Raw genomic sequence first — 26,768 nt, forward strand, 5'->3', positions numbered from 1 at the left:
GCCGCCGTTTCGCCGGGTGTCGAGCCGGATCGTCGCCGTGCTCACCGGTTTTACGGGTGTACGAAGCGTGAGATCATGGGTGCCACCCGCCTCAGGTGGTCGGCCAGCGCAACAGAGCAGAACACAGGTGATGATCGTGACCGGTCCCTTCTCGTCGGGTAACCAGACGCCGAGGTTGCCGCGTCTTCCCACGCCGCCGTCCGGTTGGCCGATCGGCTCGTACGCCACCTACGAGGAGGCGCAGCGCGCCGTTGACTACCTCGCGGACAAGGAATTCCAAGTTCAGGACGTCACCATCGTGGGGGTCGACCTGATGCTCGTGGAGCGCGTGCTCGGTCGGCTGTCGTGGGCGAAGGTGTTGGGCACCGGTGCGGCGTCGGGCGCGTGGTTCGGTGTGTTCATCGGCGTGCTGCTGAGCTTGTTCAACCCCGCCCAAGGGTTTTCGTACGTGCCGTTGTTGGTAGGCCTGGTCGCCGGTGTGGTGTTCGGCGCGGCCTCGGCCGCCATGGGCTATGCCTTCACTCGCGGTAGGCGTGACTTCTCGTCGGCGAGTCAGCTCGTGGCGGGGAGGTACGACGTGCTCTGCCAGCCCCGAACTGCCGAGAAAGGTCGCGATCTGCTTGCACGTCTCGCCATGGGGTCACACGGCTGAGGGAACAAGGTCTTTTATTTGACCTTCGATCGTTACTGTCTGTACTTGCGAGCTGCTTCCCACCGGCATAGATTTATGCCACCTGTCACAGGCGCTTTCCCGGCCCTGTGACGTCGATGTCCGTGCACGTCGTGGTGGTGGGCTCGTCTCTGCCACCCAACGTGTGGTGGGGAGGAGACACATGGTGGAGGTCGCTGCGCGGCGGCGGCTCCGGCGTTCACCCGTTCGAGTAGCGGCGATGCTCGGTGTCACTGCGGTGACGGGGGCGCTGCTGACCGCGTGCGGGTCGAGCGATGGCATGCAGATCAACGTCTACTACGCCCCGGAAGACAACTTCCAGAAGGTGGTGGACGACTGCAACAGGCAGGCGGGCGGTCGCTACGAGATCGTCTACAACAAGCTGCCCCGTGACGCCGATGGCCAGCGCGAGCAGATGGTCCGCAGGCTCGCTGCCGGTGACACCTCGATGGACGTTCTGGGCCTGGACGTCACGTGGGTGCCCGAGTTCGCGGAGGCGGGCTGGATCGAGGAGTGGACCGGCGAGAACAAGGCCGAGGCCGAGCAGGACGTGCTCCCCGGCCCGCTGGAGACGGCCATGTGGGACGGCCGGTTGTACGCCGCTCCGAAGAACACGAACGTCCAGCTGCTCTGGTACGACGACCGCATCACCCCCGAGCCTCCGCGCACGTGGGAAGAGATGATGGAGATGTCGCGGCAGCTCCGTGAGCAGGGCAAGCCGCACCAGATCCTCTTCACCGGTGCGCAGTACGAAGGCCTCGTCGTGGTCTACAACTCGATCGCCGAGTCGGCGGGCGGGCGCATCCTGTCCGAGGACGGCAATTCGGTGGTGATCGACTCCGGTGCCGTGCGCGGGCTGGAGATCCTGAAGGAGGTCAGCTCGACCGGGCTCACCGACCCGTCGCTGACCAACCAGCAGGAGGACCAGGTACGGCTGACGTTCCAGCAGGGGCGCGGTGCGTTCCAGCTCAACTGGCCGTTCGTCTACGCGTCCTACGCCGCCGAGAAGCCGGACGAGTTGGAGCACTTCAAGTGGGCGCCCTACCCCGGTGTCGGTGAGCCCGGCACCGGACGCAGCACCATCGGTGGTTACAACCTCGCGGTGAGCTCGTCGTCGGAGCACAAGGAGGAGGCGTTCGAGGCGGCGCTGTGCCTGCGCAGCCCCGAGCACCAGAAGTTCTCCGCGCTCATGGACGGTGTGCCGCCCACGGTCGAGTCGGTTTACAACGACCCGACGCCGCTCGATCCGTCGCAGCCCGCCGACGCCGAGTCGAACCCGACCATGGAACAGAAGTACCCGATGAAGGACACCATTCGGGATCAGCTCAAGAACGCGGCGGTGCGTCCGTTGACCCCGGCGTACCAGAACCTGTCCATCGTCATGGCGAAGATCCTGTCGCCGCCGTCGGCGATCGACCCGCAGGCGACCGCGCAGCGGTTGCGCGACCAGCTCGACGAGGCGCTCAGCTCGAAGGGCGTGATCCCATGAGTGACACGGCCGCAACCTCGGCGACCCGGACCGCGTCCGCGCGGCGTGTCGAGACGGAGGCGAAGCGGGGCAAGGCCCCGATGAGCGAGGGCAAGCGGGCCGAGCGCAGGCTCGGGCTGTTGCTGGTGGCTCCCGCTGCGATCGTGATGCTGGCCGTCACCGGCTACCCGATCATCTACTCGGTGTGGCTGTCGCTGCAGCGTTACGACCTGCGGTTCCCCGACGAGCGCGAGTTCGTCTGGTTCGACAACTACGCCGCCGTGCTCACCAACTCGTACTGGTGGACGGCGTTCGGCGTCACCATGCTCATCACGGTGGTGTCGGTGGCCATCGAGTTCGTGCTCGGCATGGCACTGGCCCTCGTCATGCACCGGACGTTGGTGGGTCGGGGACTCGTGCGCACGGTGGCGTTGATCCCGTACGGCATCGTCACGGTCGTGGCGGCGTTCTCGTGGTTCTACGCCTGGACGCCCGAGACGGGGTACCTCGCCAACGCGCTCGCGCCCGACGGCGCACCGTTGACCGAGCAGTGGTCGTCGCTCGGCATCATCATCCTGGCCGAGGTGTGGAAGACCACGCCGTTTATGGCGTTGCTGCTCATGGCGGGTCTGGCGCTCGTGCCGGACGACCTGATGAAGGCGGCGTCGATGGACGGCGCGAACGCCTGGCAGCGGTTCACCAAGGTGATGCTGCCGGTGATGAAGCCCGCCATCCTCGTGGCTCTGCTGTTCCGCACCCTCGACGCGTTCCGGGTGTTCGACAACATCTTCGTGCTGACGAGCGGCGCCAACGACACCTCGTCGGTGTCGATGCAGACCTACAACAACCTGATGAAGGGGCTGAATCTCGGCATCGGCTCCACGATGGCCGTGCTGATCTTCATCGCGGTGGCGATCATCGCGTTCATCTTCATCAAGGTGTTCGGTACGGCGGCGCCGGGCAGTGACCAGGAGGGAAGGCGCTGATGGCCATGGGTACGGTCACCACCGCGCGCAAGGCGCGGTGGGCGCTGATCGACATCATCGTCGTGGTGTACGCGCTGGTGCCGGTGCTGTGGATCGTCTCCCTGTCGTTCAAGACGAAGGAGACGCTCGCGGACGGCAACTTCATCCCGCGCGAGTGGACGCTCGACAACTACCGCGAGATCTTCGCGACCAACGAGTTCATCCGGCCGCTCGTCAACTCGATCGGTATCGCGCTCATCGCGACGTTGATCGCCGTGATCCTCGGCATGATGGCGGCGTACGCGGTGGCCCGGCTCGACTTCCCCGGCAAGAAGCTGCTCATCGGGGTGTCGCTGCTGATCGCGATGTTCCCGCAGATCTCCCTGGTGACGCCGCTGTTCAACATCGAGCGCGAACTCGGGTTGTTCGACACGTGGCCGGGGCTGATCCTGCCCTACATCACCTTCGCGCTGCCGCTTGCGATCTACACACTGTCGGCGTTCTTCCGCGAGATTCCGTGGGAGCTGGAGAAGGCGGCGAAGATGGACGGCGCCACTCCGGCACAGGCGTTCCGCAAGGTCATCGCACCGCTGGCCGCGCCGGGCGTGTTCACCTCGGCGATCCTGGTGTTCATCTTCTGCTGGAACGACTTCCTGTTCGCCATCTCGCTGACGTCCACGGAGGCGTCGCGGACGGTGCCCGCCGCGCTGTCGTTCTTCACGGGTGCCTCGCAGTTTGAGGACCCCACGGGGACCATTTCGGCGGCCGCGGTGGTGATCACCATTCCGATCATTGTGTTCGTGTTGTTCTTCCAGCGACGCATCGTCGCGGGGCTGACCTCCGGTGCGGTGAAGGGGTAGGCAATGTCTGAGATCGTGCTCGACAAGGTGACCAAGCGGTATCCCGACGGAGCCCTCGCCGTGTCGGAGATGGACATCCACATCAAGGACGGGGAGTTCATCATCCTCGTCGGTCCGTCCGGCTGCGGGAAGTCGACGGCGCTGAACATGATCGCGGGGCTGGAGGACATCACCTCCGGGGAACTGCGCATCGACGGCGAGCGCGCCAACGAGAAGACGCCGAAGGACCGCGACATCGCGATGGTGTTCCAGTCCTACGCGCTCTACCCGCACATGAGCGTGCGGGAGAACATGGCGTTTCCGTTGCGACTGGCCAAGGTGGACGACGCCACGGTGAAGCGGAAGGTGGAGGAGGCCGCGCGCATCCTCGACCTGACGCAGTACTTGGACCGCAAGCCGGCGAACCTCTCCGGTGGGCAGCGGCAGCGGGTCGCCATGGGGCGAGCCATCGTGCGTAACCCCAAGGCGTTCCTCATGGACGAGCCGTTGTCCAACCTGGACGCCAAGTTGCGGGGTCAGATGCGCACGTCGGTGTCGAAGCTGCAGAGGCAGCTCGGCACCACCACCATCTACGTCACCCACGACCAGACCGAGGCCATGACGCTCGGCGACCGGGTCGTGGTGTTGCGTGGCGGTGTCGTGCAGCAGATCGGCGCGCCGCAGTTCCTCTACGACAACCCCGCGAACCTGTTCGTGGCCGGGTTCATCGGCTCGCCCTCGATGAACTTCGTGCCGGCCACCCTGGAGAACGGGGCGTTGAACAGCGCCTTGGGCACCATCGAGTTGCCCGACCGGCTGCGGCGGTTGGCCGAACGGGCCGACGCGCCGCGCGAGGTGATCATGGGTGTGCGCCCGGAGAGCTTCGAGGACGCCGCGCTGCTCGACGACGCGCACCGCCGGAGTGGCACCACCTTCAGCGCGACCGTGGACGTGCTGGAGTCGATGGGCTCCGAGAAGTACGCCTACTTCACGGTGGAGACGGAGCTCGCGCAGACCGCCGAACTCGCCGAGCTCGCGGCGGACGCGGGTTCGGCGGACGTGCCGGGGGCGGGCTCGACGCTCGTGGCCCGGCTGTCGGCGGCCTCGGAGGTCCGGGAGGGCGAGCAGGCGCAGGTGTGGTTCGACCCGGAGAAGCTCCACCTCTTCGACCCGTCCTCGGGCAAGAACCTCACCTACGAAGGCTGACGCAGGAAGCCAAGCAGGCTGCGGGCACCGAAAGTTCGTGTCCGCAGCCTGTGTGCTTGTGTCCGCAGCCTGTGTGCTTGTGTCCGCAGGTTGTGTGCGGGTGTTTGCAGCCTGTGTACCCGTGTCCGCGGGTTGGGGACGGGTGTTCGCACTTCTCGTACGGAGGTTTGGAGGTCTAGGGAGCGTGTCCGCGCCGGAGGTCGCGGACACGCGTGCGGGAAGTGCGGACACGCGTGCGGGAAGTGCGGACACGCGTGCGGGAAGTGCGGACACGCGTGCGGGAAGTGCGGACACGCGTGCGGGAAGTGCGGACACGCGTGCGGGAAGTGCGGACACGCGTGCGGGAAGTGCGGACACGCGTGCGGGAAGTGCGGACACGCGTGCGGGAAGTGCGGACACGCGTGCGGGAAGTGCGGACACGCGTGCGGGAAGTGCGGACACGCGTGCGGGAAGTGCGGACACGCGTGTCAGCGGCGTTGGAGGCGGACGGCTCGGATGACGTCGTCGTCCCAGCGATGGGTGCGGATCATGCGGTAGCGTTCCCCGGCGACCCAGAGGTACGCCTCGGCTTCCGTGCGGTCGCCCACCAGTTCGGCCTGGCGCAGCATCTGCACCACCGGCTGGTACTCCTCCTCGTACCACCGCCGCGCCACGGTCACCCGGTCGAGCAAGGTGCCCTCGTCCTGCATCAGCCGAAAACCCCAGGCCTCGACGTGTTCCCCGAGCCGGGCGTAGTCCTCGGGCTCGGTCACCACCACGGCCGCACGGGCCTCGCCGCGCAACGGCACTCGCTCCAGGAACAGCCTCCGGTAGCCCTTGACGATGAGGTCACCCCGGTACCGGATGCCGGCGGGGTTCAGTTTGGTCCGCACCAGGGTGACGTTGGCCTCGATCGAGGTCAGCCCCAGCGCGTACGCCACCGACACCCGGTGGTGCCCGTCGATCACGAAGTGCAGGTCGCCGACCCGGTAGACGTCGATGGGCGGGATGTGCTCACCGCGTCTGCTCGCCGTGGCGAGCCGCTCCCAGCGCTGCCGTACCCGCGCGGACGTGGGCCGGAACCGGCGGTCGAAGTCACGGCTGCGGTCCACGCTGCCCACGATGGAGTCGAGCCGGATCACCCGCAGTCCGATCCGCCGTTCGTTTTCCTTGCCGAGGGCTTCCACCACCTCGTCGAACGGCAGCATGATGTTGACGTCGTCCGGTTCGCGCCGCAGCCAGTTGGCCAGCCGGGACAACACCTGACGACGTCGTGCTCGGAGGAAGTCGTACTCGGCGTCGGCGCGTGGGAAACCCGTGTCGCGGCTTTTCACAGTGCCTCCGTTCCAGTGCGGGGGCCGAGGCAGAACACGTGCGCACCGACGACGTTGCGTACGCGGGTGTCGCCGAGGCGGTGTTCGGTCGGCCGCCTGCCGTACGGGTGGACGTGTCCGTGCAACAGCCAGCGGGGTCGCAGGCGCTGGACGGCGTGATGGAGACAGGCGAAGCCTCGGTGCGGTGCGTCCTCTCCGTCACCGACGCCCCGAGGCGGGGTGTGGGTCAGCAACACGTCGACCGGTGTGCCGCGTGCTCGTCGCACGAGCCGGCGGGCGCGACGGTTCTGAGCGGATTCGGTCCATTGGTTCGGACCCCCGTTGTACCAGGGGGAGCCGCCGAGCCCCGCGATGCGAATACCCGCGACCTCGACGACGCGCCCGTCGGCGTTGACACCGCCGGGCGGCCCCGGCCAGCGAGCCGGGAATCCGGCTCGCAGGGTCAACCCGTTGCGGAAGCCGAATCCGCTCAGGTCGGGATCGTGGTTGCCGGGTACGAACACCAGCGGCCGGTCGAGCGTGCTCGCGAGGAAGTCGAGGTAGTCGAACGGCAGGTCGCCCGCGGCGAGGATCAGGTCGACGGAGAGGTCGGCGGCTCGGTCGGTCCACAATGCCTCTTCGACCTCGTCGGAGACGGCGAGTACCCGCAGCGGCGCGTCGGCTCCGGGCACGCCGCCGAGGCGGTGGCCGCTCGGCGGGGTCATGACCCCATTATCACGTGCCGCGGGCGAACTCGGGGTTCGTCGCGATGATCACGGTGACGACGACCACCCACACCAGCGCGGTGGTGAGGGCCCAGAACTTCAGGTTGGTGAGCATCCGGAGCACGGCTTCACTCCTTTCGATCGAGCGCGGGAGCGGACACGGTGGAGACCCCGAGAGGCGGGGTAGTCAGAGCCATTTCTTCTTGCGGAACACGCGGTAGAGCACCAGGCAGATCACGAGGATGACCGTGATGACCACCGGGTAGCCGTAGCGGGTCTGCACTTCGGGCATGTACTCGAAGTTCATCCCGTAGATGCCGGCGATGGCCGTGGGCACGGCGATGATCGCGGCCCACGACGTGATCTTGCGCATGTCCGCGTTGAGCTGGAGGGTGATCTTTCCGAGCGTGGCGTCGACGAGCGTGGTGAGCAGTTCGTCGAACGCCGCGACGCGGTCGGACACCGTGGTGACGTGGTCGTGCACGTTGCGGAAGTACGACCGCACCTCGTCGGGAATCAGCCGTGTGTGGCCCTCCGCGAGCCTGCGCAGTGGAGTGGCGAGCGGCAGCACGGCCCTGCGCAGTTCGAGCACCTCGCGTTTGAACAGATAGATCTGTTCGGACGTGACGCGGCTGCGCGGGGCGAACACCTCGGTCTCCAGCTCGTCGATGTCGTCCTCGATGCGTTCGGTGACCACCAGGAAGTGGTCCACGACATGGTCGGCGATGGCGTGCAGCACCGAGGCGGGGCCGGCCGTCAGGCGTTCCGGGTCGGCGTCGAGTTCCCTGCGCAGGTGGGAGAGCCCGGCGTGGTTGCCGTGGCGCACCGTGATGATGAAGTCCGAGCCGAGGAACGCCATGAGTTCGCCGGACTCGACGATCTCGTTGGCGGTGGTGGGGGAGTCGTGCTCCACGTACCGGACGGTGCGGAACACCATGAAGAGCGTGTCGTCGTAGCGTTCCAGCTTCGGTCGCTGGTGCGCGTGCACGGCGTCCTCGACGGCGAGTTCGTGCAGGCCGAACGTGTCGGCGATGCCCTGGATCTGCTCCTCGTTGGGTTCGTGCAGCCCGATCCACACGAAGCCCTCGCCCCGCTCGCGCACCTCGGCGATGGCGTCGACGTGGGACCACTCACCGGGTTGCCGAACCCCGTCTATGTAGACACCGCAGTCGACGACGTAGGGCGACGGCCGAACCTCTCGCGAGTCACGACGACGACCGTCGCGGGAAACACGGCCGTTGCCCAGGCCGCGCAGGTTGCCGAGGGAACGAATGGCGGACATGACGGTCTCCTGGCTGCGACGTCGAGGACTGAAACGACGGGCACATGCCAGCGGCCCCGACCAGGGCCACGTCATGCGGAAGCTCGTTACCGGTCACCGCGGCGGTGCTCGGCCCTGGGGGTGGGAACGCTGGCAGTACTAGGAAGCGGACTATCGCCACTACTCATCTGCGTCCTCACCTCCTCGGAGTCGAGTCGAACGGGCGCGGGCGGCGAGAGATTTCGCCGGTGCGATCTCACCGCGCCGTCATCCGAGGGTACTCCTGCCGTGTAGATCACGTCGGCGCAGGTCGGTGTGACGTAGGTGAACATTCGGTGTGGCCCCCGTGGCCGGGCGTTCACCCGTCCGGTGGCGGCCCCGGCGGCTACGGTGGGGCGAAGTCCCCACCCGGCCCACGCGTCGGCGAGGACGTCCCGTAGGAGAGCCCGAGGACGCACATGGCTTCGAGTCTGGACACGGTTCGTGAAAGACTGCGCCGGTTCGCCGAGTACGAGGCGGCCGAGACGTCGCCGCTGTACTCGCACCTGGCGGGAAAGGCCGCGACCGACGACGACGTGGCCGCGCTGCTCACCGTGGCTTCGGGCAACGACGCGCATCCGACGTTGCTGTTCGCGGCGGCGCACCGGCTGCTCCAGGCGGAGCCGATCCACCCCCTGACGCGGTACTACCCGTCGTTGGGCGGGCTCTCCGGCCCGGACGAGGGGACCTGGGGGCTGTTCCGGGAGTTCGTGCTCGAACGGGCCGCCGCGATGCGCGAGCTCGTCGCCACCCGGTTCACGCAGACCAACGAGGTGCGCAGGGCGGCCGTGCTGTACCCCGCCGTGGCGTCCCTGGCGAAACAGCTCCGAGGGGCCGTCGGTCTGCTGGAGGTCGGATGCAGTGCCGGGCTGTTGCTGGGCATGGACACGTTCTCCTACCGGTACCTGTGTGATGGCGGGGAGCAGATCACGGCGGGGCCGGCGAAGGCGGCCGTGGGGCTGCACTGCGCGCTGTCGGTGCGAGGCGAGGCGGTGTTTCCGGCATTGCCCCGGAAGGTGACCGTCAAGGCCAGGGTCGGGCTGGATCGTGCGCCCGTGGACGTCTCCGACGAGGAGGAGCTGGCATGGCTGGAGGCCTGTGTGTGGGCCGACCAACCGGATCGCATTCGGCTGCTGCGCACGGCCGCGCTCGCGCAGCGCCGTGTGCGACCGGAGCTCGTGGCGGGGGACGCCGTGGACGACCTCGCCGCGGCGGCCGAGCGGGTGCCCGAGGAGCTACCGCTGGTGGTGTTCACGAGTTACGCCCTGCCGTATCTGCCCGCCGCCCGGCGCGACGACTTCGTGTCCGCGTTGCGCGAGCTCGCCGTACGACGTCCACTGTGGTGGGTGGCGATGGAGGACTACGCGGCGGGACTGCGCCATGTGCTTCCCGGCCACGACGACCTCTCCTACGCCGAGACGGGGCAGGTGGTGCTGGGGGTCGTGTCGTTCGACGGCACGAGGGTGAACGTCGAGCTCAAGGCGCGGGCCGTGCCTCACGGGCAGCGGATGACGTGGCTGGCGGGTCGATGACCGACCGACCGCTCAACATCGGGGGGCCACGTCCCACTGCCGGAGGGTCTCGGTGAGGCCGTCGGTGAGCAGCCCCGCTCGCTCCAGCGCGGTCAACTCGACGGTGTCGACCCATCGGGCGTCGTCGGCGTCGTCACCGGGATGGAGTCGCCCGGTGACGACGGTGCACGTGTAGTCGTGGATCTCGTACCGGCCTCGGGTGACGGTGCCGGCGAGTCCGGTGGGGCGCACGGTGAGCCCCGTCTCCTCGTGGAGTTCGCGGACGACGGCCTCGGCATCGGTCTCGCCGGGTTCCACCCGGCCGCCCGGCAGCGACCACAGTCCCGCGGAGGGTTCGTGGCCCCGGCGGATCAGCAGCAGGCGACCGTCGGCGTCGAACACGATCCCGCCGACACAGCGCTGAGTGGTCACCGGGCCCGCCTCCCTCGGAAATCGTGTGATGGGTCACAGGGGGCACTCACGCAGTGTAGTTAAAGATCAAGTTCTTCGCGGGGCGCTGACCCAAGTGCAGGACTTTGCTGCCGTAACGGAGCGCAGTGCGGTACAAACTTAGTGGCACCAAGCCGCACACAGGTCTGCACTTCGAGAGACGGGATTGATCGCCGTGAACGCGAAAAAGCTTGCGACGTTCGCTGGTATCGCGTTGGTCCTTTTCTTCGTGATCGCCCGACCAGGAGAGGCGGCGGGGTTCGTGGACAACATCATCTCGGCGTTGCGGGACGCCGCCGAGGCCGTGATCACGTTCGTCAGCAGCGTCTTCAGCTGACCCGGCGATAGGCTCTGGCCGTGTTCGCGCCCCGCGATCCAGACGAATACCTGCTCGACACCGAGCGCCGGGTGATCAGGGTTCGGCGGCACTGGTCGTGTCTCATCTGGCAGACCTTCGAGGCCGTTGCCCTGATCGCCGTGTGCGTGATGGTGTCGTACATCCTGCCGCCCTCGATGTGGGTGATGCAGAACGTCCTCTGGTACGTCGCGCTCTTTCTCGTGCTCCGCTACGCCTACCACGTGGTCGAGTGGTGGGTGGAACGGCTGGTGGTCACGGACAAACGGTTCGTCATGACCACCGGCGTCTGGACGACGCAGGTCCTGATGATGCCGATCACCAAGGTCACCGACCTGACCTACGAGCGGCCGTTCCTCGGGCGCATCCTCGGGTACGGGACGATGATCGTGGAGTCGGCCGGTCAGATCCAGGCGCTGAACCGGATCGAGTACCTGCCGAAGCCGGAGGAGTTCTACGACACGATCTCCGAGTTGGTGTTCGGCGACAAGCAGAAGCAGGCCGAGCGGTTCTCCATGATCAAGGCGCAGCGCGCGGCTCGGCGAGGCCGGAAGAAGCCGGTGGTCGGTTGAGGTCGAGCCGGGCCGGTCGCCCGCGCGCTGGACAATGGTCGGTGTGCGCATCGACCTGCATACACACTCCACCGTCTCCGACGGCACCGACAGCCCCGAGGAGCTCGTACGTGTCGCGGCGGAGGCCGGCCTCGACGTCATCGCGTTGACCGATCACGACACCACCGCCGGGTGGGAGGTGGCGGCGCGAGCACTCCCACGCGGACTTCGGCTGGTCCCCGGTGCGGAGCTTTCGTGCGAGGCGATGGGAGTCGACGGGGGCCGGGTGAGTGTGCACCTTCTGGCGTACCTGTTCGACCCCGAGGCTCCCGCCCTGGTGGCGGAGCAGCGCCGCCTGCGGCGGGAGCGGCGGACGCGGCTGCGTGCCATGGCCGAGCGCATGGCGGCCGACGGTCTGCCGATCGATCCCGACGAGGTGCTGGGTGGGTTGGCCCCCGACGCTCCGGCGGGAAGACCGCACCTCGCCCGCGCGCTCGTCCGGGCCGGCGCGGTCCGGACCGTGGACGAGGCGTTCGCGCGGTTCCTCGGAGGCGGACGCGGTTACTACGTGCCGAGAAGGGACACGCCGGTGGAAACGGCCATCGACATGATCGAAGAGGCGGGTGGGGTGACGGTGCTGGCACATCCCTTCGCGTCGTCGCGGGGCCCGACGGTGACGGAGGAGACGATCGCCGCGCTGGCCGAACGCGGCCTCACCGGCGTGGAGGTGGACCACCCCGACCACGACGAGGCGACACGGCGGCGGCTGCGGGCGCTGGCCGACGACCTCGGACTGGTCCGGACCGGTTCCAGTGACTACCACGGGACGAACAAGACCATCATCATCGGCCAGGAGACCACGAACCCCGATCAGTTCGAGGAGTTGCTCGCGAGAGCGGGCGGGGCCCCGGTGACGGCGTCGTGAGCGAGTTTTTCGACGTCACCCTGTTCCTGGAGGCGGCGATCACGCTGTTGGTGATCATGGACCCTCCGGGGACGGTGCCGGTGTTTTTGAGCCTGGTCGGTCGTAAGCCACCGGCCGCGAGGGCGAAGGCCGCACGTCAGGCGGTGCTCGTCTCGCTGTTGGTGATCACGCTGTTCGCCGTCGCGGGCCAGTTCATCCTGGCGTACCTGGGCATCGGCATTCCCGCGTTGCAGGGCGCGGGTGGGTTGCTGTTGCTGTTGGTGGCGCTCGATCTGCTCACCGGCAAGGGCACGCCGGAGGCGGAGGCCACCGAGGACGTCAACGTCGCGCTCGTGCCGCTGGGGACACCGCTTTTGGCGGGGCCGGGTGCGATCGCGGCGACCATCGTGTTCGTGCGCCAGGCTCACGGACACGTCGGTGCCTACGTGGCGCTGGGCGCGGCCATCGTGGCCGTGCACCTGGTGCTGTGGACGTGCATGAGGTACTCGGGTGTACTGATCCGCCTGGTGCGGGAAAGCGGGATCACATTGCTGGCCAAGGTCGCGGGTCTGTTGCTGGCCGCCATCGCCGTCGAGCTGGTGGCCGACTCGGTCCGCGGCTTCGTCGAGGGAGCGTGAGATGGAACAGCTCGGGTTCGACTTCGGGGTCGAACCGAGGCCGCTGATCAGGGTGACTCCCGCGAAGTTGGCGCTCTACGACGACTGTCCGCGCCGGTACCGCATGACCTACCTCGATCGCCCGACGCCGACGCGGACGGGGCCGTGGGCCCACAACACGATGGGCGCGGTGGTGCACAACGCGCTGCGCGAGCTGTTCGACCTCCCGGCGGCCGAGCGGACCCCGGAACGCGCGGCGTCGTTGGTGGGCAAACACTGGCGCAGTGCGGGCTTCGCCGACTCCGTGCAGGTGGCCCGGTACTCCGAGGCGGCCCGCCGGTGGGTGGCCGACTACGTGGAGGCCGGGGGCGCGGACGTCGACGTGGTCGCCGTCGAACGGTGGGTGTCGGCCACGACCGGGAGCGACCCCGCCGCGCCGTCGTTGATCGTGGAGGGCCGGATCGACCGCGTCGACCGCAGGGACGCCGAGTTGGTGGTGGTGGACTACAAGACCGGACGACGCCCGCCCGAGAACACCGACGCGCAACGGTCACGGGCGCTCGCCCTCTACGCCGTCGCGGCTCGGCGCACGCTGCGGGCGCCGTGTTCACGGGTGGAACTGCATCACCTGCCCACGGGGACCGTCGCCGCGGCGGAACACACCGCCGAGACGTTGCGCGAACACGTCCGCGAGGCGGAGGAGATCGCTACGGCGTCCCATACCGCAACCGATAGGCTCAGGCAAGGGGGCGATCCGGATCGGCTCTTCCCCGCGCGGCCGGCGCCCCGATGTGCGTGGTGTGAGTTGCGTCCCAGCTGTCCGGAAGGCCGGGAGGCCGCCCCTTCTGCGCGTCCGTGGGATTTGCTGGCGCCGATGGCGTGACGATGAATGACGGAGTGACATGGCGGAGCTGGAGCCGGTGGAATTGAGGACGGCCTCGTCTTCGCGCGGGCCGGTCCGGGCCGGGATCTCCCGGTGGCGAGGGATCACCGGAGCTTTCGCGGCGGGTTGGGTCGTGGTCTTCCTCGCGCTGGTCGTCGCACAGCTCCTGGCGTGGGGCAACGGCGACGAGGGCCCCGGGGCTTCCGCTCTCGTGGGGCACTTCGTCGGTGGTGTGCTCGTCGGTGGGGCCCAGTACGTCGCGGACCGCAGCGACGGAGTGCGTGCGGGGCTTGCGGGCGGAGCCGTCGCCGTGCTCTCCCTTGCGATGCTGTGGCTGTTCTGGTGGTCGTGAGACTCTCGCGGGACCGACCTCGGCCGACCGCGTCAGGCCGCGCCCAGCCAGCCGCGCCAGCGGGTGAGGAGCTCCCGTAACAGCGCGGTGGGGTTCTCCGTGTTCGGCGAGTGCGCGGCGTCGGGGATGAGGACGAACTCGGCGTCCAGCCGTCGTGCCATGTCCCGCTGACTCGGCACGCTCCACGCGTCGTCGTGTTCACCCGCGACCACGAGGCACGGCACGTCGTGCTCCCGCAGTGCCGCCGCGAGCTCCGGAACGAGGTCGGGTTCCCGCCGCAGGCCGTCGGCCATGCCGAGCAGGCACGCCGCCTTCGTGGCCAGGAAACGTTCGCGGTAGAACTCGGCCAGCCGCTCGGGCATCGGGGGGCGGTTCGGGGCGAGCTGAGCGGTCAGTCGCTCCCGGACGACGTACGCCGCCTCCACGCCCCGCTCGCGCAACAGGGGCTCACCGGCCTCCATGGCTCGGTACCGGGGGCCCGGTGGCAGGGCAGCTGGGCCGCTGCCCAGCAGGGTGAGTCCGGCGATCGGCGCGCCGGCCAGCGCGGCTCCTCGCACCACGAGGCCACCGTAGGAGTGCCCGAGCAGGAGAACGGGACCGTCGGCGGCGAGCTGCGACACGAGGTCGGCCACCACCTTGCCCAGCTCCGCCGGAGCGTAGGCCGATTCGTCGTCGGGGCCCGGCGACTCGTACTGTCCGGGCAGGTCGATCGCCACCGGAAGGATCGCCGCCTCGGCGATGCCGTCCAGCAGCGGCGCGAAGTCCTCCTTGGAACCGGTGTAGCCGGGGACGAGAAGCGCGGTCGCGATCACCTCGTCGGGCCGTGGGCCTCGGAGCGCGGCCACCGGTCCGTGAGGGCCGTGCAACTCCACCCGGTCGCCCTTGTGGGGGCTCAGTGGGGAGAACTCACTCACCAGCTCACCTCAGTGCTACCAACGTCCGTCCACGTTGTTCGAGGAGTACCGGGCCCGTCGCCGCGAGCTCGACCGGCCCTTCGTAGCCGTGGCGGTCCACGGCCACGGTGCGAGTCGTCGCACCGGTGTACTCGTCGAGCGCGGCGATTCCTCCCCGGACGGGCACCACGTACTCGTTCGCGAACACCGTACCCGGCCCGAGGGTTCCCTCGACCGTCCATCGGGGTTGCAGTTTGTGGAGGTCGAGCGCGACGGTGCGGGAGCCGGTGAACCAGTACACGTGTTCTCGGCCCTTGGAGGTCGACACCACGCCGGAGGGGGGAACGGCCGCGAGTTCGGACGTCGGAACGGCGAGGTCGTAGGTGCCCACCTGATTGCCGTCGTAGTTCCAGACGAGGAGGTGTCGGCGTTCCGGCAACGCCACCGCCACCCGTTCGTCCGACATGGCCACGAGCTGGGCCGTCGGCTCGGGCAACAGCACGCTGAACACCTGCTCGGGTTCGTCGGCCTCCTCGCCCGCGGCCTTCAACACGGTGAGCCGCGCACCGGTCTCGCCGGGACAGTGTTCGATCACCCCGACCCGGTCGCCGCCGGCGGCCACCGTCGAATACCGGCAGTCGGGCCTCGGCTGCCGACCGGGGTTGACCGGGGCGGGAACCCGGCCGTACTCAAGCGTCTTGACGAGGTCGCTGCGCCAGGTGTTGAGCAGCTCCGTGCCCGTGGTGGTCACGTGGCTGTCGTCCACGACCAGGCGTGTGGGAGCTTCGGCGTCGCCGTTGCGCTGGGCCGTCCTCCGGCCCGTGGCGGGGTCGAGCTGGGTGACCTCGCTGCAGCCGACGTCCTTGCGGTAGACGGCCAGCGCCTTCGACCACGCGGCACTCACGGTGCACAGTTCGAGATCACGGCCGTAGCTCCAGCGGACCTCGCCCGTGAGGGGGTCGCGGCCCGCGACGGTGCCGTCCGAGGCGGTGATCACGAATCCGCCCTCGGCCACCGGTACCGGAGTCGCCTCGCTCGTGGCGCTCCACCGTTCGGCCAACGCTCCGGGCACCGCCGAGGGGACCGTGAGGCGAGGCGGGGGCTCCGAGGCCAGGTGCCGCGTGGTGGCACGGCTGTCGCTGAACAGCCAAACCACCATGCCCGTGGCGACACAGAGGACGGCGAGCACCGCGGCCACCACCCGGTCGCGGCGCCGGTTCCAGGGGGAGCGCCGAGGCATCGGCGAGGACTCCACCGCCCCGTCGGGGGCCCCGCGAGCGGCGGATTCCCCCTCGGGGGAAGCCGGGTCGGTCCGTGCGAGCCCGTGCTCGGGCTCCGGCGAGTGTGCCGACGTCTCGGGAGAGTCCTCGCTGGGCCGTCCGGTGGTCACGCGCCCTAGTCTGCCTCCGCCGCCGTTTCGGTGGTGTTGGCGGGGTTGGCGCTGCCCACACTCTCGCCACGCCTCCTGCGGCGCCGACGTCGGGTGGGCCGCTCACCGCTGTCACCGCGCGTCGACTCCTCCTTGTCGGCCGGAGCGGCGTGCTCGGCGGTCGGGGTGTGGGGGACACCTCCCCGCGTGCGGCGCCTGCGGGGGCGCGTGGTGTCGGCGGCCTCGTCGGTGGCAGTGCTCGCCGTCCGCTCGCCTCCGTCCGTGCGCGTGGCGGGAGTGATCTCACGACCGCCGCGGGTGCGCCTGCGCTGGCGGGACCTGCGCTTGCGCGGGGTGTCGGCGCGGCGGCGTCGCGTGCCACCGAAGTCCTCCTCGGCCTCGGCAGCCAGCCCGGCGCGGGTGCGCTTGGACAGCGGCAACCTCCCGGTGGCGTTCTCCGGGATGCCGAGGTCGGTGAACAGGTGCGGGGAGGTGGAGTAGGTCTCCACCGGCTCGGGGATGCCCAGCCCGAGTTCGTCGGAGATCAGCTTCCAACGCGGGACCTCGTCCCAGTCGACGAGGGTGATCGCCACCCCGGCCTTGCCCGCGCGGCCCGTGCGGCCGATGCGGTGCACGTAGGTCTTCTCGTCCTCGGGAGTCTGGTAGTTGATGACGTGGGTCACGTCGTCGACGTCGATGCCGCGGGCGGCGACGTCGGTGGCCACCAGGACGTCCACCTTGCCCGACCGGAAGGCCCGCAGCGCCTGCTCGCGTGCTCCCTGCCCCAGGTCACCGTGGACGGCCGCGGCGGCGAACCCGCGTTCGGTGAGGTCGTCGGCGACCTTCTGCGCCGTCCTCTTGGTCCGCGTGAAGATCATGGTCAGCCCCCGGCCCTCGGCCTGGAGCACCTTCGCCACCAGCTCGGGCTTGTCCAGCGAGTGCGAGCGGTAGACGAACTGCGTGGTGCGTTCGTGCACCGCGCCCGCCTCGTGGTCCTCGGCCCGGATGTGGGTCGGCTGGTGCAGGAAGGTCCGTGCCAGCGTGAGGATCGGGCCGGGCATGGTGGCCGAGAACAGCATCGTCTGCCGCTCGTCGGGCACCATTCGCAGGATGCGCTCGATGTCGGGGAGGAAGCCGAGGTCGAGCATTTCGTCGGCCTCGTCCAGCACGAGCGTGGCGATCTTGCCGAGCACGAGATGGCGCTGTTCGGCGAGGTCGAGGAGTCGGCCGGGCGTGCCGATGACCACGTCGACGCCCTTGCGCAGGGTCTTGATCTGGGACTCGTAGGGGCGGCCCCCGTAGATCGACGCGATGCGCACGCCGAGGTGCTTGCCCGCGTTCTCCAGGTCCTGGCTGACCTGCAGACACAGTTCGCGGGTGGGAACCACCACGAGTGCCTGTGGGGTGCCGTCCCCGGGGAGCGTGAGCCGTTGCAGCAGTGGCACGCCGAATCCGAACGTCTTGCCCGTTCCGGTCCGCGCCTGCCCGATGACGTCCTCGCCGCGCAGCGCGAGCGGCAGTGTCAGGGCCTGGATGTCGAAGGTGCGCTCGATGCCGGACTCCGCGAGGGCCCGGACGATGTCGGGATGCACCCCGAGCTCGGCGAACGTGGGGTTGGTCGGTGTGCCGGCGTCTGTGCCCGTGGCTGGGGCATCCGTGCGGTTTTCGTTCTGGTCGATGTCGAATCGCCTCTCTCATACCAGCGCGCACAGCCCGGTACTCGCGGCCTGTCGACCACTACGCGAAAGCGCGTTCGCTTCGCGATATGTCACACGAAACGGAGTGGGATGCCGCCGAAAGGCGTGCACGCACACTGTCAGGGTGTAGTGAAGTGGTCGCGACGGAGGACGGCGTGTAGGCAACCCGACGCCGGGTCGGCACTGCCGTGTCGGGCGCCTCGTGTGTGCCAGCTCGACGTCGTGCTCTACACGAGGCCAACTTCACTACCAGCCAATAGTCTAGCCCGTCCGGTGCCCGCTCCAGGGACCTCGCGCGATACGACGGCGTGTTGTTGGTCTCGTTGTGGGCTGAACTACGGTTATCGCGTGACTGACGCGAAGGCTGATGCCACCGAGGACCGTCCGGAGATCGGGACGGGTGTCGTCGATCTGCTCGGCGTGCTGGCGTACGGAGAGCTGTCGGCTTTCGACCGGTTGGCCGAGGACGCCCGCACGGCACCCACCCTGTCCGGCCGGGTAGCGCTCGCGTCGATGGCGGCGGCCGAAATGGGTCACTACGGGCTGCTGGAACGCTACCTCGCCGAACGGGGTGTGAGCGTCGAGGAAGCCATGCGCCCATTCATGCGGCACATCGACGCGTTCCAGGAGTCCACCGCGCCGAGGACCTGGCTGGAGTCGCTGGTCAAGGCGTACGTCGTGGACAACCTGGCCGCCGACCTGTACCGGGAGCTGGCCGAGGTGCTCGACGAGGAGCCCCGTGAGCTGGTGACCACCGTGTTGGCCGACACGGGCCACTCCGCGTTCGCCCAGCGCGAAGTCGCGGCGGCCATCGAGAACGACGCTCCCGTGCGCGATCGCCTCGCGCTCTGGAGCCGCCGGCTGCTCGGCGAGGCGTTGACGCAGGCCCAGTACGTCGTGGCGGAAAGCGACGGGCTCGCCGAGCTCATCGTGGCCGGGACCGGCGATCTCTCCGGCATCGCGGCGTTGTTCCGCAAGCTCCAAAAGCAACACACCAAGCGGATGCAAGCCCTCGGTCTCGGCTAGCCTTGAGGGCGACGAACGGTCACGACTAGGCGGAGGTCGCAGTGGAGGTCAAGATCGGCATCAAGGACGCGCCGCGGGAGCTCGTGGTGGCCAGCAAAGCCTCAGCCGAAGAGGTGGAAAAGCAGGTCGCCGACGCGCTGAGTGCCGATGACGGCCTGTTCCGGCTCACCGACGAAAAGGGCCGCAAGTTCCTCGTCCCGGCCGACCGCATCGCCTACGTCGAGATCGCGCCGTCCGACGTGCGTCGAGTCGGTTTCGCCGTCGGTTCCTGACACCCGAAGACGTACGGCCACCCACTCCTCCCCGCACGGGGCGGGAGTGGGTGGCCGATTTTTGTTGGGCGAACCCGGGACACTTCCCGGCCGAGGCCGGGGCCGCGCGGGTTTCCTAGCCCTCCACCGGGGCCAGGTCCTCCAGTGACGTGGGGACCGAGAACGGGGGCCTGCTCACGCCGGTGATCCGGTAGCGGTCCCACGGGTCGGGGTCGGAGATCTCGCCGGACGCGCTGCCCTCGGGGGTGCGGATCTCGACCTTCTGCTTCTTCCCTCCCGCCAGTTCGGAAAGCCGCTGGTCGGCCTTGATCCGGCCGTACCAGTGGTAGTAGCCGTCGATCGGCTGGAAGTGGCCGCGCAACTCCACCTCGACCGCGAGTTCGGCCTCGCCGAGGCGCAGGGTCGCGGGGCCCGTGTAGCCGTCCTCGTCGTGGTCGTGTCCGCTCACGATGATTCTCCCGTCTGCTCGAAAGGGGGCGGGGTGCGTTTCAAGGTGACGACCTTGTTGGCTTCCAGCGGTTTGTTCGGGTCGAGCACGATGCCGTGCTGCCGGGTCAGCCCGTCGATGGCGGCCCAGATGATCTGCGTCAGGTACTCCACGACGCTGTCGCGGCTCATGGTGCGCTTGTCCAGCCACCACTCCCCGGTGTTTTGCACCATGCCGACGATGCCGTGGGCCCAGGGCTCGGCGGCGCCGGAATCCATGTTGAGCATTCGCATGTAGTCGCCGAGCAGGGCCGTCAGTGCGGTGGCGATGAGCTGCTTGTCCTCGGCGACGACGTCGGCGTCCACCGGCCGGTCGCCGAAGGACTTGCGGGCGAGCAGCCGATAGAGGTTCGGGTGCTCCTCGATGACCGAGAAGAACGCGTCGAGGGCCATGCGGATGCGCGGTAGGGGTGCGAGTTCGGCGTTGATCGCCGGGATGAGGCGCTCGAACAGGATCTCCGTGCCTCGGCGGCCGAGCGCCAGGTACAGGTCGGCCTTGTCCTCGAAGTGGCGGTAGAGCACGGGTTTGGTGACGCCCGCGGCCGCGGCCACGTCCTCCATGCCCATGTCGGGGCCGTGTTCGTCGAGCGCTCTCAGCGCGACCTCCACGAACTCCGCGCGGCGGGCGATCCGGTGTTTGCGCCAGCGGTCGCGACGCGCGTCACCGGTGGGTTTCTCACCGGAATCGCGCCTCGACCTGCTGGAGCGGTTGACACGGTCGGCCATGTTGTCCATGCTACCAGAAGTAACTGTTACCCGAGGTTACATGCAAGGGGAAGGTGGTGGCCGCGATGACGCGCGCGGTGAGGGAGTCCAGCCGCGAGAAGACCGCCGAACGGCTGCTGAAGTCGTCGGCCAACAAGTTCTACGACCCCGAGGTCGACATCGACTGGGACGCGCCCCTCGTGGAGGGCAAGCGCTACCTCCCCGAACATCGGTCCACCCTCTACGGCACGAAGCTGTGGGAGCAGCTCACGCCCGAGCAGCGCATCGAACTCGGCAAGCACGAGATCGCGAGTATCGCCACGAACGGCATCTGGTTCGAGGTCCTGCTCATGCAGATGCTGCTCAAGGAGGTCTACAACGCCGATCCCACCACCGGCTTCGCGCAGTACGCGCTCACCGAGATCGCCGACGAGTGCCGCCACTCGACGATGTTCGCCCGGTTCAGCGAACGGGTCGGCTGTCCGCACTACGGCCCCGTCTCCTGGCGGAAGCGGCTCGGCAAGTTGCTGAACGTGCTCGCGTACGGGCCCGCGATGTACGGGTCGATCCTGGTGGCCGAGGAGATCCTCGACCGGTTGCAGCGCGAGCAGATGAACGACCCCGACATCCAGCCGCTCGTGCGCATGATCAACCGCATCCACGTGCTGGAGGAAGCCCGGCACGTGACGTTCGCCCGCGAGGAGGTCGCGCGCGGCATGCGCGACCTGCGGGGCCCCGAGAAGGCCTACCAGCAGTGGCTGCTCGCGGTGGTGGCTCACGAGATCACCCGCAGTCTGGTCAACCCCCGCGTCTACGCCGCCGTGGGCATTCGACCGGCGGACGGCTACCGCGCGGCCGTGAACAATCCGTACTGGCGGGAGACCATCCGCTACTGCGGGGAGCGGATTATGGGCTTCCTCGACGAGGTCGGGCTCGTCGGCGGTCCGGGCATGCCGTGGTGGCGGCGCTCGTTCCTGCTGGGGGCCCGATGAGCGCCGAGCGTTTCGTCACGAGCGACGGCACGGCCCTGGCGGTCGAGCGGGGGGAGGTGGACGACGCGGCGGGCACCGTCGTGCTCGTCCACGGGTGGACCCAGGATCGCCGGACCTGGGACCGCGTGCTTTCCCTGCTTCCCCCCGAGGTCCGGAGCGTGCGCTACGACCTGCGCGGACACGGGGAGTCGGGGCACTCGGCTTTCGAGACCACGACCATCGACCGGCTCGCCGACGACCTCGCGGAGGTGATCGAGGCTTTCGCCCCCTCGGGGAGGCTCGTGCTCGCGGGACACTCGATGGGCGGCATGACGATCATGGCGTTGGCCGACCGGCATCCCGAGCTCGTCCGGGACCGTGTCCACGGAGTGGCGTTCGTGTCCACCGCCTGCGCGAACCTGAGCCGGGTCACCCTCGGGTTGCCCGGCGCGCTCGGAACCGCCGCCCACCGCGTCGAGCGCAAGCTCGCGACGGCGCTCGTGCGGTACCGGAGGGAGCGGCTTCCGCTGCCGCGCACGGCTGCCCGACTCGGGGCGCGGTGGCTCGTGTTCGGTCGCAAGCCCCGGCGTTCCGACGTCGAGTCGGTGGCCGACCAGCTCCTACGGGTCCACCCCGCGAGCATGGGGGCCTTCCGGAACGAGATCGCCCTGCACGACCGCACGGCGGCGTTGGCGGTGCTGCGCCGCACGCCGAGTGTGGTCATGGCGGGAATGGCCGACCGGCTCTGCTCCACCCGCCATGCTCGGGCCATCGCCGACGAGCTGGAGGCGGGGCGGCTCGTGCTGTGCCCCGGCGCGGGGCACATGCTGCCGCAGGAGCGAGCACACGAGGTGGCGCGGGAGATCTCGATCCTGTGCCGAGTGCCGTCGGCGTCCCTCCCGGTGGGCTGAGCGGTTTTCCGCTGTCCGGTCAGTCGCGGCCGGACAGCGGAAAACCCGCGCCGATGCCGCGCCACGCGAGCGTCGAGGTGAGCGCGACGGCCTCTTCCTGGGACATCGAGCTGTTGGCCAGCCAGAACCGAGCGCTGACCTGGCTCATGCCCACGAGCCCGACGGCGAGCAGGCGAGCCTTCTCCTCGTCGAGCCCCGCGTCGGCCGTGATCGTCTCCGTGATGGCGTCGACGCTGGCCGACGTGGCCCGGTCGACGGCCTCCTGCACGGCGGGCTCACCTCGAAGATCCGACTCGAACACCATGCGGAACGCGCCCACGTCACTGTTGACGAAGTCGAAGAAGGCGCCCACGGCGTTCTTGACGCGCTGCTTGTTGTCCGTTGTGGACGCGAGCGCCTGCTGCACGGCGTTCACCAGGTTGTCGACGTGGCTTTCCAGCAGTGCGATGTAGAGGTCCAGCTTGCCGGGGAAGTGCTGGTAGAGCACGGGCTTGCTGACTCCCGCGCGCTCGGCGATGTCGTCCATGGCCGCCGCGTGGTAGCCGTTGGCCGCGAACACCTCCTGGGCGGCCGCGAGCAACTGCGCGCGGCGCTCCGTTCGCGGGAGCCGTACCCCGCGTCCGAGCGGTGCCGAGCTCGTCTCGCTCGTAACCTGCCGCGCCTGCCCTGTCTCCGTCATCCCCGCCTCCAGTCGTGCTTCCCATCGCACACTACTCGTGGGTACGTACCGCACGCCAAGCGCCGTGGGCGTCAGGCATGCTGTAAAGGTGCCCGAAACACGCACCAGTTCACCCGAGAGGTTGACCTCCGAGCGTCCTCGTCGCCGTCCCCCGCTCACCCACGTACCGCTGTCGAGGACCCCCCTGCCGGAACTCGACCTCACGGCCGGACCGTGGCCGGGAGCGTTCGAGCGCGTCGGGGAACTTACCTTGCACGTCCGCCGTACTCACGGCGACGCTCCGGCCGCCTCGGCCACGGCCGTCTACGTGCACGGGCTCGGTGGTTCGTCGACGAACTGGACGGACCTCGGCAGGCTGCTCGCGCCCCACGCCGCCGGGCACGCGCTCGACCTGCCCGGCTTCGGAGCCTCCGAGCCCATGGACGGGTTCACGTTCAGCCTCTCCGCGCACGCCGAGGTGTTGGGCGACTACCTGGCCGAACACACCGACGCGCCCGTGCACCTGGTCGGCAACTCGATGGGCGGGGCGATCTCCATGCTCGTCGCCGCGCACCGTCCGGAACTCGTGCGCACGCTGACGTTGATCTCCCCGGCGGTGCCCGACTTGCGCCCGGACCCGCGCAGGCTCTCCGACCCCCGCCTGGCGCTCGCGTACCTGCCGGTGATCGGCAAACGGGCCCGGCGTGAACTCGCGGCGATGACGCCGAGGCAGCGGGCGGAACAGGTCATCCGCCTGTGTTTCGCCGATCCGTCCTCGTTCCCCGCGCACCGCTTCGACGAGGTGATCGAGGAGCACAGCGCTCGCGTCTCGTACGAGTGGGCCGAGCGCGCGATGGCTCGCAGCACCATGGAGATCTTCCGGACCTGGTTCACCAGGGGAGCGGGATCGTTGTGGGCGGTGGCGCCCCGGATCAGCGCGCCCACCCTCGTGGTCTGGGGCACGGAGGACCGCGTCATCTCCGTGCGCAAGGCGCCTCGGACGGCGCGGCTCATTCCTCGTGCGCGACTGTTGGTGCTCCCCAGAACGGGGCATGTGGCCCAGATGGAGCGACCCACGACCGTGGCCAAGGCGGTGTTGGGTATGTGGGAGAGCGTCGAGGCCGGACACTGGTGAGTGCCACCCCCTCCGAACGGGTGACGCATGATAGGCCGAACGTGTCGGGCCACGCGGAGAACCGCACGCTCAGGTGTGGCACTCTGAAGCCGTGAAGCGGGTAACAGGAGGGGTACGGAAAAGCGACGGGGACATCGCGTCGGCTGGTCACGATCCTGCTGATGCCCGTGGTACGGCGGAGGCGGACCGCCCGGACGACGGGGACTTCGACGCGGAGTCCGAGGGCGGACGTCCCCCGTCCGAGCCGCTGCGGGCGTCGTGGCGGCCGGTCGGGAAGGTTGCCCCGGAACGTCCTCGACGCTCCGGACTCAAGAAGTTCACCGCCACCTACGGCTGGCGCGCGTACCTGATCCCGATCCTGCTCGTCGTCACCGCGCTGGTCGTGTTCGACACCACCAGGAACGCCGGCACCCCCGACGGTGGCGATGCGTCGGGGGCGGCCCCGAGCGGCGGTGGCGACGGCTCGTCGCCGAATCCGGTGGCCACCGAGGTGCCCGCGAAGCAGGTCGACCTCCACATCCCCACCGCCGAGCTGCCCGAGGGCGGGGACTACGACAAGGTCGGCAAGGGCCAGTGGCACGTCGTGCCGCTCGGCGAGAACGGCGGCAAGAAGGCGGGGGACTCCCCGAACCTGTACACCTACACCGTCGAGGTGGAGGACGGGTTGAATCCGGGCAGCTTCGCCGGCGACGACAGTTTCGCCTCCACCGTGGAGGCCACGTTGTCCGACAGCCGGAGCTGGCCGGGGACCGGGGAGGTGTCCTTCCAACGCGTCGACGACAGGCACCCCGACCCGGACTTCCGGGTCAGCCTGACGTCTCCCGAGACCACCAAGCAGCTGTGCGGCCAGGAGATCCCGTTCGAGTCGTCGTGCTACATCAGCTCGTACCAGCGAGTCGTCATCAACCTGGCCAGATGGGTGCGGGGGGCGAAGGCGTTCAGCGGCAACATGGGCGTCTACCAGCAGTACGTCATCAACCACGAGGTCGGTCACGCGCTGGGCAACGGGCACGTCGGATGTCCGGAGGACGGTGCGCTCGCCCCCGTGATGATGCAGCAGACCTTCGGCGTCGCCAACGACTACGTCGCCAAGCTCAACGACCTGCCCGGAGGCGACCAGGGAGCCGTGCCCGCCGACGGCAAGGTCTGCCTCCCCAACGCCTGGCCCGTGCCACAGCCGAAGGGCGAGTGATCCAGCCGACTCTCGTCCACGATGTGGACGTGGGAAGACCCGGCCCTCTCGCGCCGTTATAGATGGCGAAGGACCGCGACACGCGCGAGATGGAGGACTGATGTCTGGTACAGGGGGCGGTACGTCGGAAGCCAAGCTTCCGCCGCTCGTCGAGCCGGCCGCCGAACTCACCAAGGAAGAGGTCGCGCGCTACAGCCGTCACCTCATCATCCCCGACGTCGGCGTGGACGGGCAGAAGCGGCTGAAGAACGCCAAGGTCCTGGTCATCGGTGCCGGCGGGCTGGGAAGCCCCGCACTGCTGTACCTCGCCGCGGCCGGGGTGGGCACCCTGGGCGTGATCGACTTCGACGTGGTGGACGAGTCGAACCTCCAGCGTCAGGTCATCCACGGCGTGTCCGACGTCGGCAAGCCGAAGGCCATCTCGGCGAAGGAATCCGTCGCCGAGATCAACCCGTTCGTGAACTTCGTCGTGCACAACGAGCAGCTGACCACCGACAACGCGGTGGAGCTGTTCAGTTCCTACGACCTGATCCTCGACGGCACGGACAACTTCGCCACGCGCTACCTCGTCAACGACGCCGCCGTGCTGGCGGGCAAGCCGTACGTGTGGGGTTCGATCTTCCGGTTCGAGGGCCAGGTGAGCGTGTTCTGGGAGGACGCGCCCAACGGCAAGGGGTTGAACTACCGCGACCTCTACCCCGAGCCGCCGCCTCCCGGCATGGTTCCCTCGTGCGCCGAGGGTGGCGTGCTGGGTGTGCTGTGCGCGTCGATCGGCTCCATCATGGTCACGGAGGCGATCAAGCTCATCACCGGTATCGGTGAGCCGCTGCTCGGCAGGCTCGTCACCTACGACGCGCTGGAGATGCGCTACCGCGAGGTGAAAATCCGCAAGGACCCGGAGACGCCGAAGATCACCGAGCTGATCGACTACGAGGCGTTCTGCGGCGTGGTGTCCGACGACGCCCAGAAGGCGGCGTCCGGTCACACGATCACCCCGGAGGAGCTGAAGGCGAAGTTCGACGCCGGTGAGGACTTCGAACTCATCGACGTCCGGGAGCCGCACGAGTACGAGATCGTCAACATCAAGGGCTCGAAGCTGATCCCGAAGGACCGCATCCTGTCCGGGGAGGCCTTGGCGGAGCTGCCCCAGGACAAGCCCATCGTGCTGCACTGCAAGTCGGGCGCTCGGTCGGCGGAGGCGCTGGCGGCCCTGCACAAGGCGGGCTTCCGCGACGCCACGCACCTCGGTGGCGGTGTGCTGGCGTGGGCTCGCCAGGTGGACCCCAGCCTGCCAACGTACTGAGCCGCTCCGGCGACGTACGACAACTGCAAACACGCGTCCGCAGCGTGCGGACACGCGTACAT

At 68.8% G+C, this 26,768-nt stretch carries 28 protein-coding genes; 18 read left to right on the forward strand and 10 right to left on the reverse strand.

What is annotated here, in order from left to right:
• Positions 1-130: 130 nt before the first annotated feature.
• The 5 genes from SACGLDRAFT_RS03360 (at position 131) to SACGLDRAFT_RS03380 (ending at position 5,148) form a co-directional block, all read left to right on the forward strand.
• Positions 131-652: a general stress protein gene (locus SACGLDRAFT_RS03360; RefSeq protein WP_005461759.1), complete on the forward strand. Its 522-nt coding sequence runs from the start codon at positions 131-133 to the stop codon at positions 650-652.
• 181 nt (positions 653-833) lie between these two features.
• The gene (locus SACGLDRAFT_RS03365; RefSeq protein WP_005461761.1) at positions 834-2,159 is read left to right on the forward strand and encodes an ABC transporter substrate-binding protein; all 1,326 of its coding nucleotides are present in this window, start codon (positions 834-836) and stop codon (positions 2,157-2,159) included.
• Complete coding sequence (locus SACGLDRAFT_RS03370; protein ID WP_005461763.1) at positions 2,156-3,124, forward strand: carbohydrate ABC transporter permease; 969 nt, start codon at positions 2,156-2,158, stop codon at positions 3,122-3,124. Before SACGLDRAFT_RS03365 ends, SACGLDRAFT_RS03370 begins: the two co-directional genes overlap by 4 nt.
• Positions 3,124-3,963 (forward strand): carbohydrate ABC transporter permease, encoded by an 840-nt coding sequence (locus SACGLDRAFT_RS03375; RefSeq protein ID WP_005461765.1) that lies wholly within the window; start codon positions 3,124-3,126, stop codon positions 3,961-3,963. The genes SACGLDRAFT_RS03370 and SACGLDRAFT_RS03375 overlap by 1 nt, the downstream gene beginning before the upstream one ends.
• A gap of 3 nt (positions 3,964-3,966) precedes the next feature.
• On the forward strand, positions 3,967-5,148 hold the full coding sequence (locus SACGLDRAFT_RS03380) for an ABC transporter ATP-binding protein (RefSeq protein ID WP_005461767.1): 1,182 nt from the start codon (positions 3,967-3,969) through the stop codon (positions 5,146-5,148).
• Between the two features lie 467 nt (positions 5,149-5,615).
• Here the strand turns inward: SACGLDRAFT_RS03380 and SACGLDRAFT_RS03385 are convergent, their stop codons facing one another.
• From SACGLDRAFT_RS03385 to corA, 3 genes are all read right to left on the reverse strand, one after another.
• Complete coding sequence (locus SACGLDRAFT_RS03385; protein WP_005461769.1) at positions 5,616-6,461, reverse strand: ParB N-terminal domain-containing protein; 846 nt, start codon at positions 6,459-6,461, stop codon at positions 5,616-5,618.
• Complete coding sequence (locus SACGLDRAFT_RS03390; RefSeq protein WP_005461770.1) at positions 6,458-7,165, reverse strand: metallophosphoesterase family protein; 708 nt, start codon at positions 7,163-7,165, stop codon at positions 6,458-6,460. Before SACGLDRAFT_RS03390 ends, SACGLDRAFT_RS03385 begins: the two co-directional genes overlap by 4 nt.
• Positions 7,166-7,352: 187 nt before the next feature.
• Complete coding sequence (gene corA / locus SACGLDRAFT_RS03395) at positions 7,353-8,447, reverse strand: magnesium/cobalt transporter CorA (RefSeq protein ID WP_005461772.1); 1,095 nt, start codon at positions 8,445-8,447, stop codon at positions 7,353-7,355.
• A 437-nt stretch (positions 8,448-8,884) separates the two neighbouring features.
• Here corA and SACGLDRAFT_RS03400 point away from each other — a divergent pair, with 437 nt between their 5' ends.
• Positions 8,885-9,997, forward strand: coding sequence for a DUF2332 domain-containing protein (locus tag SACGLDRAFT_RS03400; RefSeq protein ID WP_005461773.1), 1,113 nt, complete (start codon positions 8,885-8,887; stop codon positions 9,995-9,997).
• Between the two features lie 12 nt (positions 9,998-10,009).
• Here the strand turns inward: SACGLDRAFT_RS03400 and SACGLDRAFT_RS03405 are convergent, their stop codons facing one another.
• A complete protein-coding gene (locus SACGLDRAFT_RS03405; RefSeq protein WP_005461774.1) occupies positions 10,010-10,408 on the reverse strand; it encodes an NUDIX hydrolase in 399 nt (132 codons plus the stop codon).
• A gap of 375 nt (positions 10,409-10,783) precedes the next feature.
• Here SACGLDRAFT_RS03405 and SACGLDRAFT_RS03410 point away from each other — a divergent pair, with 375 nt between their 5' ends.
• Genes SACGLDRAFT_RS03410 through SACGLDRAFT_RS03430 form a run of 5 tightly spaced genes read left to right on the forward strand, consistent with a single transcriptional unit; the run spans position 10,784 to position 14,088 of the window.
• On the forward strand, positions 10,784-11,353 hold the full coding sequence (locus tag SACGLDRAFT_RS03410) for a PH domain-containing protein (RefSeq protein WP_005461776.1): 570 nt from the start codon (positions 10,784-10,786) through the stop codon (positions 11,351-11,353).
• Positions 11,354-11,387: 34 nt separating this feature from the next.
• A complete protein-coding gene (locus tag SACGLDRAFT_RS03415) occupies positions 11,388-12,257 on the forward strand; it encodes a PHP domain-containing protein (protein ID WP_005461777.1) in 870 nt (289 codons plus the stop codon).
• On the forward strand, positions 12,254-12,874 hold the full coding sequence (locus SACGLDRAFT_RS03420) for a MarC family protein (protein ID WP_005461778.1): 621 nt from the start codon (positions 12,254-12,256) through the stop codon (positions 12,872-12,874). Before SACGLDRAFT_RS03415 ends, SACGLDRAFT_RS03420 begins: the two co-directional genes overlap by 4 nt.
• Position 12,875: 1 nt before the next feature.
• A complete protein-coding gene (locus tag SACGLDRAFT_RS03425; RefSeq protein WP_005461779.1) occupies positions 12,876-13,736 on the forward strand; it encodes a RecB family exonuclease in 861 nt (286 codons plus the stop codon).
• Positions 13,737-13,755: 19 nt separating this feature from the next.
• Positions 13,756-14,088, forward strand: a complete 333-nt coding sequence (locus tag SACGLDRAFT_RS03430; RefSeq protein ID WP_005461781.1) for a hypothetical protein — start codon at positions 13,756-13,758, stop codon at positions 14,086-14,088.
• A 32-nt stretch (positions 14,089-14,120) separates the two neighbouring features.
• Here SACGLDRAFT_RS03430 and SACGLDRAFT_RS03435 read toward each other — a convergent pair whose 3' ends face one another.
• Genes SACGLDRAFT_RS03435 through SACGLDRAFT_RS03445 form a run of 3 tightly spaced genes read right to left on the reverse strand, consistent with a single transcriptional unit; the run spans position 14,121 to position 18,029 of the window.
• A complete protein-coding gene (locus SACGLDRAFT_RS03435; protein WP_005461783.1) occupies positions 14,121-15,002 on the reverse strand; it encodes an alpha/beta fold hydrolase in 882 nt (293 codons plus the stop codon).
• Positions 15,003-15,006: 4 nt separating this feature from the next.
• Positions 15,007-16,371, reverse strand: a complete 1,365-nt coding sequence (locus SACGLDRAFT_RS03440; protein WP_005461785.1) for an Rv3212 family protein — start codon at positions 16,369-16,371, stop codon at positions 15,007-15,009.
• Between the two features lie 5 nt (positions 16,372-16,376).
• Positions 16,377-18,029: a DEAD/DEAH box helicase gene (locus SACGLDRAFT_RS03445; RefSeq protein ID WP_040918479.1), complete on the reverse strand. Its 1,653-nt coding sequence runs from the start codon at positions 18,027-18,029 to the stop codon at positions 16,377-16,379.
• A gap of 366 nt (positions 18,030-18,395) precedes the next feature.
• On the opposite strand from SACGLDRAFT_RS03445, the gene SACGLDRAFT_RS03450 reads away from it, so the two are divergent.
• Positions 18,396-19,073, forward strand: a complete 678-nt coding sequence (locus SACGLDRAFT_RS03450; RefSeq protein WP_005461792.1) for a ferritin-like fold-containing protein — start codon at positions 18,396-18,398, stop codon at positions 19,071-19,073.
• A gap of 41 nt (positions 19,074-19,114) precedes the next feature.
• Positions 19,115-19,345: a DUF3107 domain-containing protein gene (locus SACGLDRAFT_RS03455; RefSeq protein ID WP_005461793.1), complete on the forward strand. Its 231-nt coding sequence runs from the start codon at positions 19,115-19,117 to the stop codon at positions 19,343-19,345.
• A gap of 115 nt (positions 19,346-19,460) precedes the next feature.
• On the opposite strand, the gene SACGLDRAFT_RS03460 is transcribed toward SACGLDRAFT_RS03455, so the two are convergent.
• Both SACGLDRAFT_RS03460 and SACGLDRAFT_RS03465 read right to left on the reverse strand, forming a co-directional pair.
• Positions 19,461-19,793 carry a DUF4873 domain-containing protein gene (locus SACGLDRAFT_RS03460; RefSeq protein WP_005461794.1) on the reverse strand — a complete coding sequence of 111 codons (333 nt, stop codon included), beginning with the start codon at positions 19,791-19,793 and terminating at the stop codon, positions 19,461-19,463.
• Positions 19,790-20,566, reverse strand: coding sequence for a TetR/AcrR family transcriptional regulator (locus tag SACGLDRAFT_RS03465; protein ID WP_005461795.1), 777 nt, complete (start codon positions 20,564-20,566; stop codon positions 19,790-19,792). The genes SACGLDRAFT_RS03460 and SACGLDRAFT_RS03465 overlap by 4 nt, the downstream gene beginning before the upstream one ends.
• Before the next feature lie 56 nt (positions 20,567-20,622).
• Between SACGLDRAFT_RS03465 and SACGLDRAFT_RS03470 the strand changes: the two genes are divergently transcribed.
• Together SACGLDRAFT_RS03470 and SACGLDRAFT_RS03475 are read left to right on the forward strand one after the other, a co-directional pair.
• Positions 20,623-21,528 carry an AurF N-oxygenase family protein gene (locus SACGLDRAFT_RS03470; protein ID WP_005461796.1) on the forward strand — a complete coding sequence of 302 codons (906 nt, stop codon included), beginning with the start codon at positions 20,623-20,625 and terminating at the stop codon, positions 21,526-21,528.
• On the forward strand, positions 21,525-22,418 hold the full coding sequence (locus tag SACGLDRAFT_RS03475) for an alpha/beta fold hydrolase (protein WP_005461797.1): 894 nt from the start codon (positions 21,525-21,527) through the stop codon (positions 22,416-22,418). Before SACGLDRAFT_RS03470 ends, SACGLDRAFT_RS03475 begins: the two co-directional genes overlap by 4 nt.
• A gap of 19 nt (positions 22,419-22,437) precedes the next feature.
• Here SACGLDRAFT_RS03475 and SACGLDRAFT_RS03480 read toward each other — a convergent pair whose 3' ends face one another.
• On the reverse strand, positions 22,438-23,097 hold the full coding sequence (locus SACGLDRAFT_RS03480) for a TetR/AcrR family transcriptional regulator (RefSeq protein ID WP_005461798.1): 660 nt from the start codon (positions 23,095-23,097) through the stop codon (positions 22,438-22,440).
• 88 nt (positions 23,098-23,185) lie between these two features.
• On the opposite strand from SACGLDRAFT_RS03480, the gene SACGLDRAFT_RS03485 reads away from it, so the two are divergent.
• The 3 genes from SACGLDRAFT_RS03485 (at position 23,186) to moeZ (ending at position 26,706) form a co-directional block, all read left to right on the forward strand.
• Entirely contained in the window at positions 23,186-24,211 is a 1,026-nt protein-coding gene (locus tag SACGLDRAFT_RS03485) for an alpha/beta fold hydrolase (protein ID WP_005461800.1), read from the forward strand.
• Between the two features lie 91 nt (positions 24,212-24,302).
• Positions 24,303-25,403, forward strand: coding sequence for a DUF3152 domain-containing protein (locus SACGLDRAFT_RS03490; RefSeq protein ID WP_157608753.1), 1,101 nt, complete (start codon positions 24,303-24,305; stop codon positions 25,401-25,403).
• Between the two features lie 100 nt (positions 25,404-25,503).
• A complete protein-coding gene (gene moeZ, locus SACGLDRAFT_RS03495; protein ID WP_005461805.1) occupies positions 25,504-26,706 on the forward strand; it encodes an adenylyltransferase/sulfurtransferase MoeZ in 1,203 nt (400 codons plus the stop codon).
• Positions 26,707-26,768: the final 62 nt, after the last annotated feature.

It is taken from the genome of Saccharomonospora glauca K62 (assembly GCF_000243395.2).
Lineage (GTDB): Bacteria > Actinomycetota > Actinomycetes > Mycobacteriales > Pseudonocardiaceae > Saccharomonospora > Saccharomonospora glauca.

What these genes read in the sequence shown, in the direction of transcription:
- SACGLDRAFT_RS03360 (WP_005461759.1), top strand. Translation starts at nt 131, where the DNA reads ATGATCGTGACCGGTCCCTTCTCGTCGGGTAACCAGACGCCGAGGTTG.
- SACGLDRAFT_RS03365 (WP_005461761.1), top strand. Translation starts at nt 834, where the DNA reads ATGGTGGAGGTCGCTGCGCGGCGGCGGCTCCGGCGTTCACCCGTTCGA.
- SACGLDRAFT_RS03370 (WP_005461763.1), top strand. Translation starts at nt 2,156, where the DNA reads ATGAGTGACACGGCCGCAACCTCGGCGACCCGGACCGCGTCCGCGCGG.
- SACGLDRAFT_RS03375 (WP_005461765.1), top strand. Translation starts at nt 3,124, where the DNA reads ATGGCCATGGGTACGGTCACCACCGCGCGCAAGGCGCGGTGGGCGCTG.
- SACGLDRAFT_RS03380 (WP_005461767.1), top strand. Translation starts at nt 3,967, where the DNA reads ATGTCTGAGATCGTGCTCGACAAGGTGACCAAGCGGTATCCCGACGGA.
- SACGLDRAFT_RS03390 (WP_005461770.1), bottom strand. Translation starts at nt 7,165, where the DNA reads ATGACCCCGCCGAGCGGCCACCGCCTCGGCGGCGTGCCCGGAGCCGAC.
- corA (WP_005461772.1), bottom strand. Translation starts at nt 8,447, where the DNA reads ATGTCCGCCATTCGTTCCCTCGGCAACCTGCGCGGCCTGGGCAACGGC.
- SACGLDRAFT_RS03400 (WP_005461773.1), top strand. Translation starts at nt 8,885, where the DNA reads ATGGCTTCGAGTCTGGACACGGTTCGTGAAAGACTGCGCCGGTTCGCC.
- SACGLDRAFT_RS03415 (WP_005461777.1), top strand. Translation starts at nt 11,388, where the DNA reads ATGGTCGGTGTGCGCATCGACCTGCATACACACTCCACCGTCTCCGAC.
- SACGLDRAFT_RS03425 (WP_005461779.1), top strand. Translation starts at nt 12,876, where the DNA reads ATGGAACAGCTCGGGTTCGACTTCGGGGTCGAACCGAGGCCGCTGATC.
- SACGLDRAFT_RS03430 (WP_005461781.1), top strand. Translation starts at nt 13,756, where the DNA reads ATGGCGGAGCTGGAGCCGGTGGAATTGAGGACGGCCTCGTCTTCGCGC.
- SACGLDRAFT_RS03465 (WP_005461795.1), bottom strand. Translation starts at nt 20,566, where the DNA reads ATGGACAACATGGCCGACCGTGTCAACCGCTCCAGCAGGTCGAGGCGC.
- SACGLDRAFT_RS03470 (WP_005461796.1), top strand. Translation starts at nt 20,623, where the DNA reads ATGACGCGCGCGGTGAGGGAGTCCAGCCGCGAGAAGACCGCCGAACGG.
- SACGLDRAFT_RS03475 (WP_005461797.1), top strand. Translation starts at nt 21,525, where the DNA reads ATGAGCGCCGAGCGTTTCGTCACGAGCGACGGCACGGCCCTGGCGGTC.
- SACGLDRAFT_RS03480 (WP_005461798.1), bottom strand. Translation starts at nt 23,097, where the DNA reads ATGACGGAGACAGGGCAGGCGCGGCAGGTTACGAGCGAGACGAGCTCG.
- moeZ (WP_005461805.1), top strand. Translation starts at nt 25,504, where the DNA reads ATGTCTGGTACAGGGGGCGGTACGTCGGAAGCCAAGCTTCCGCCGCTC.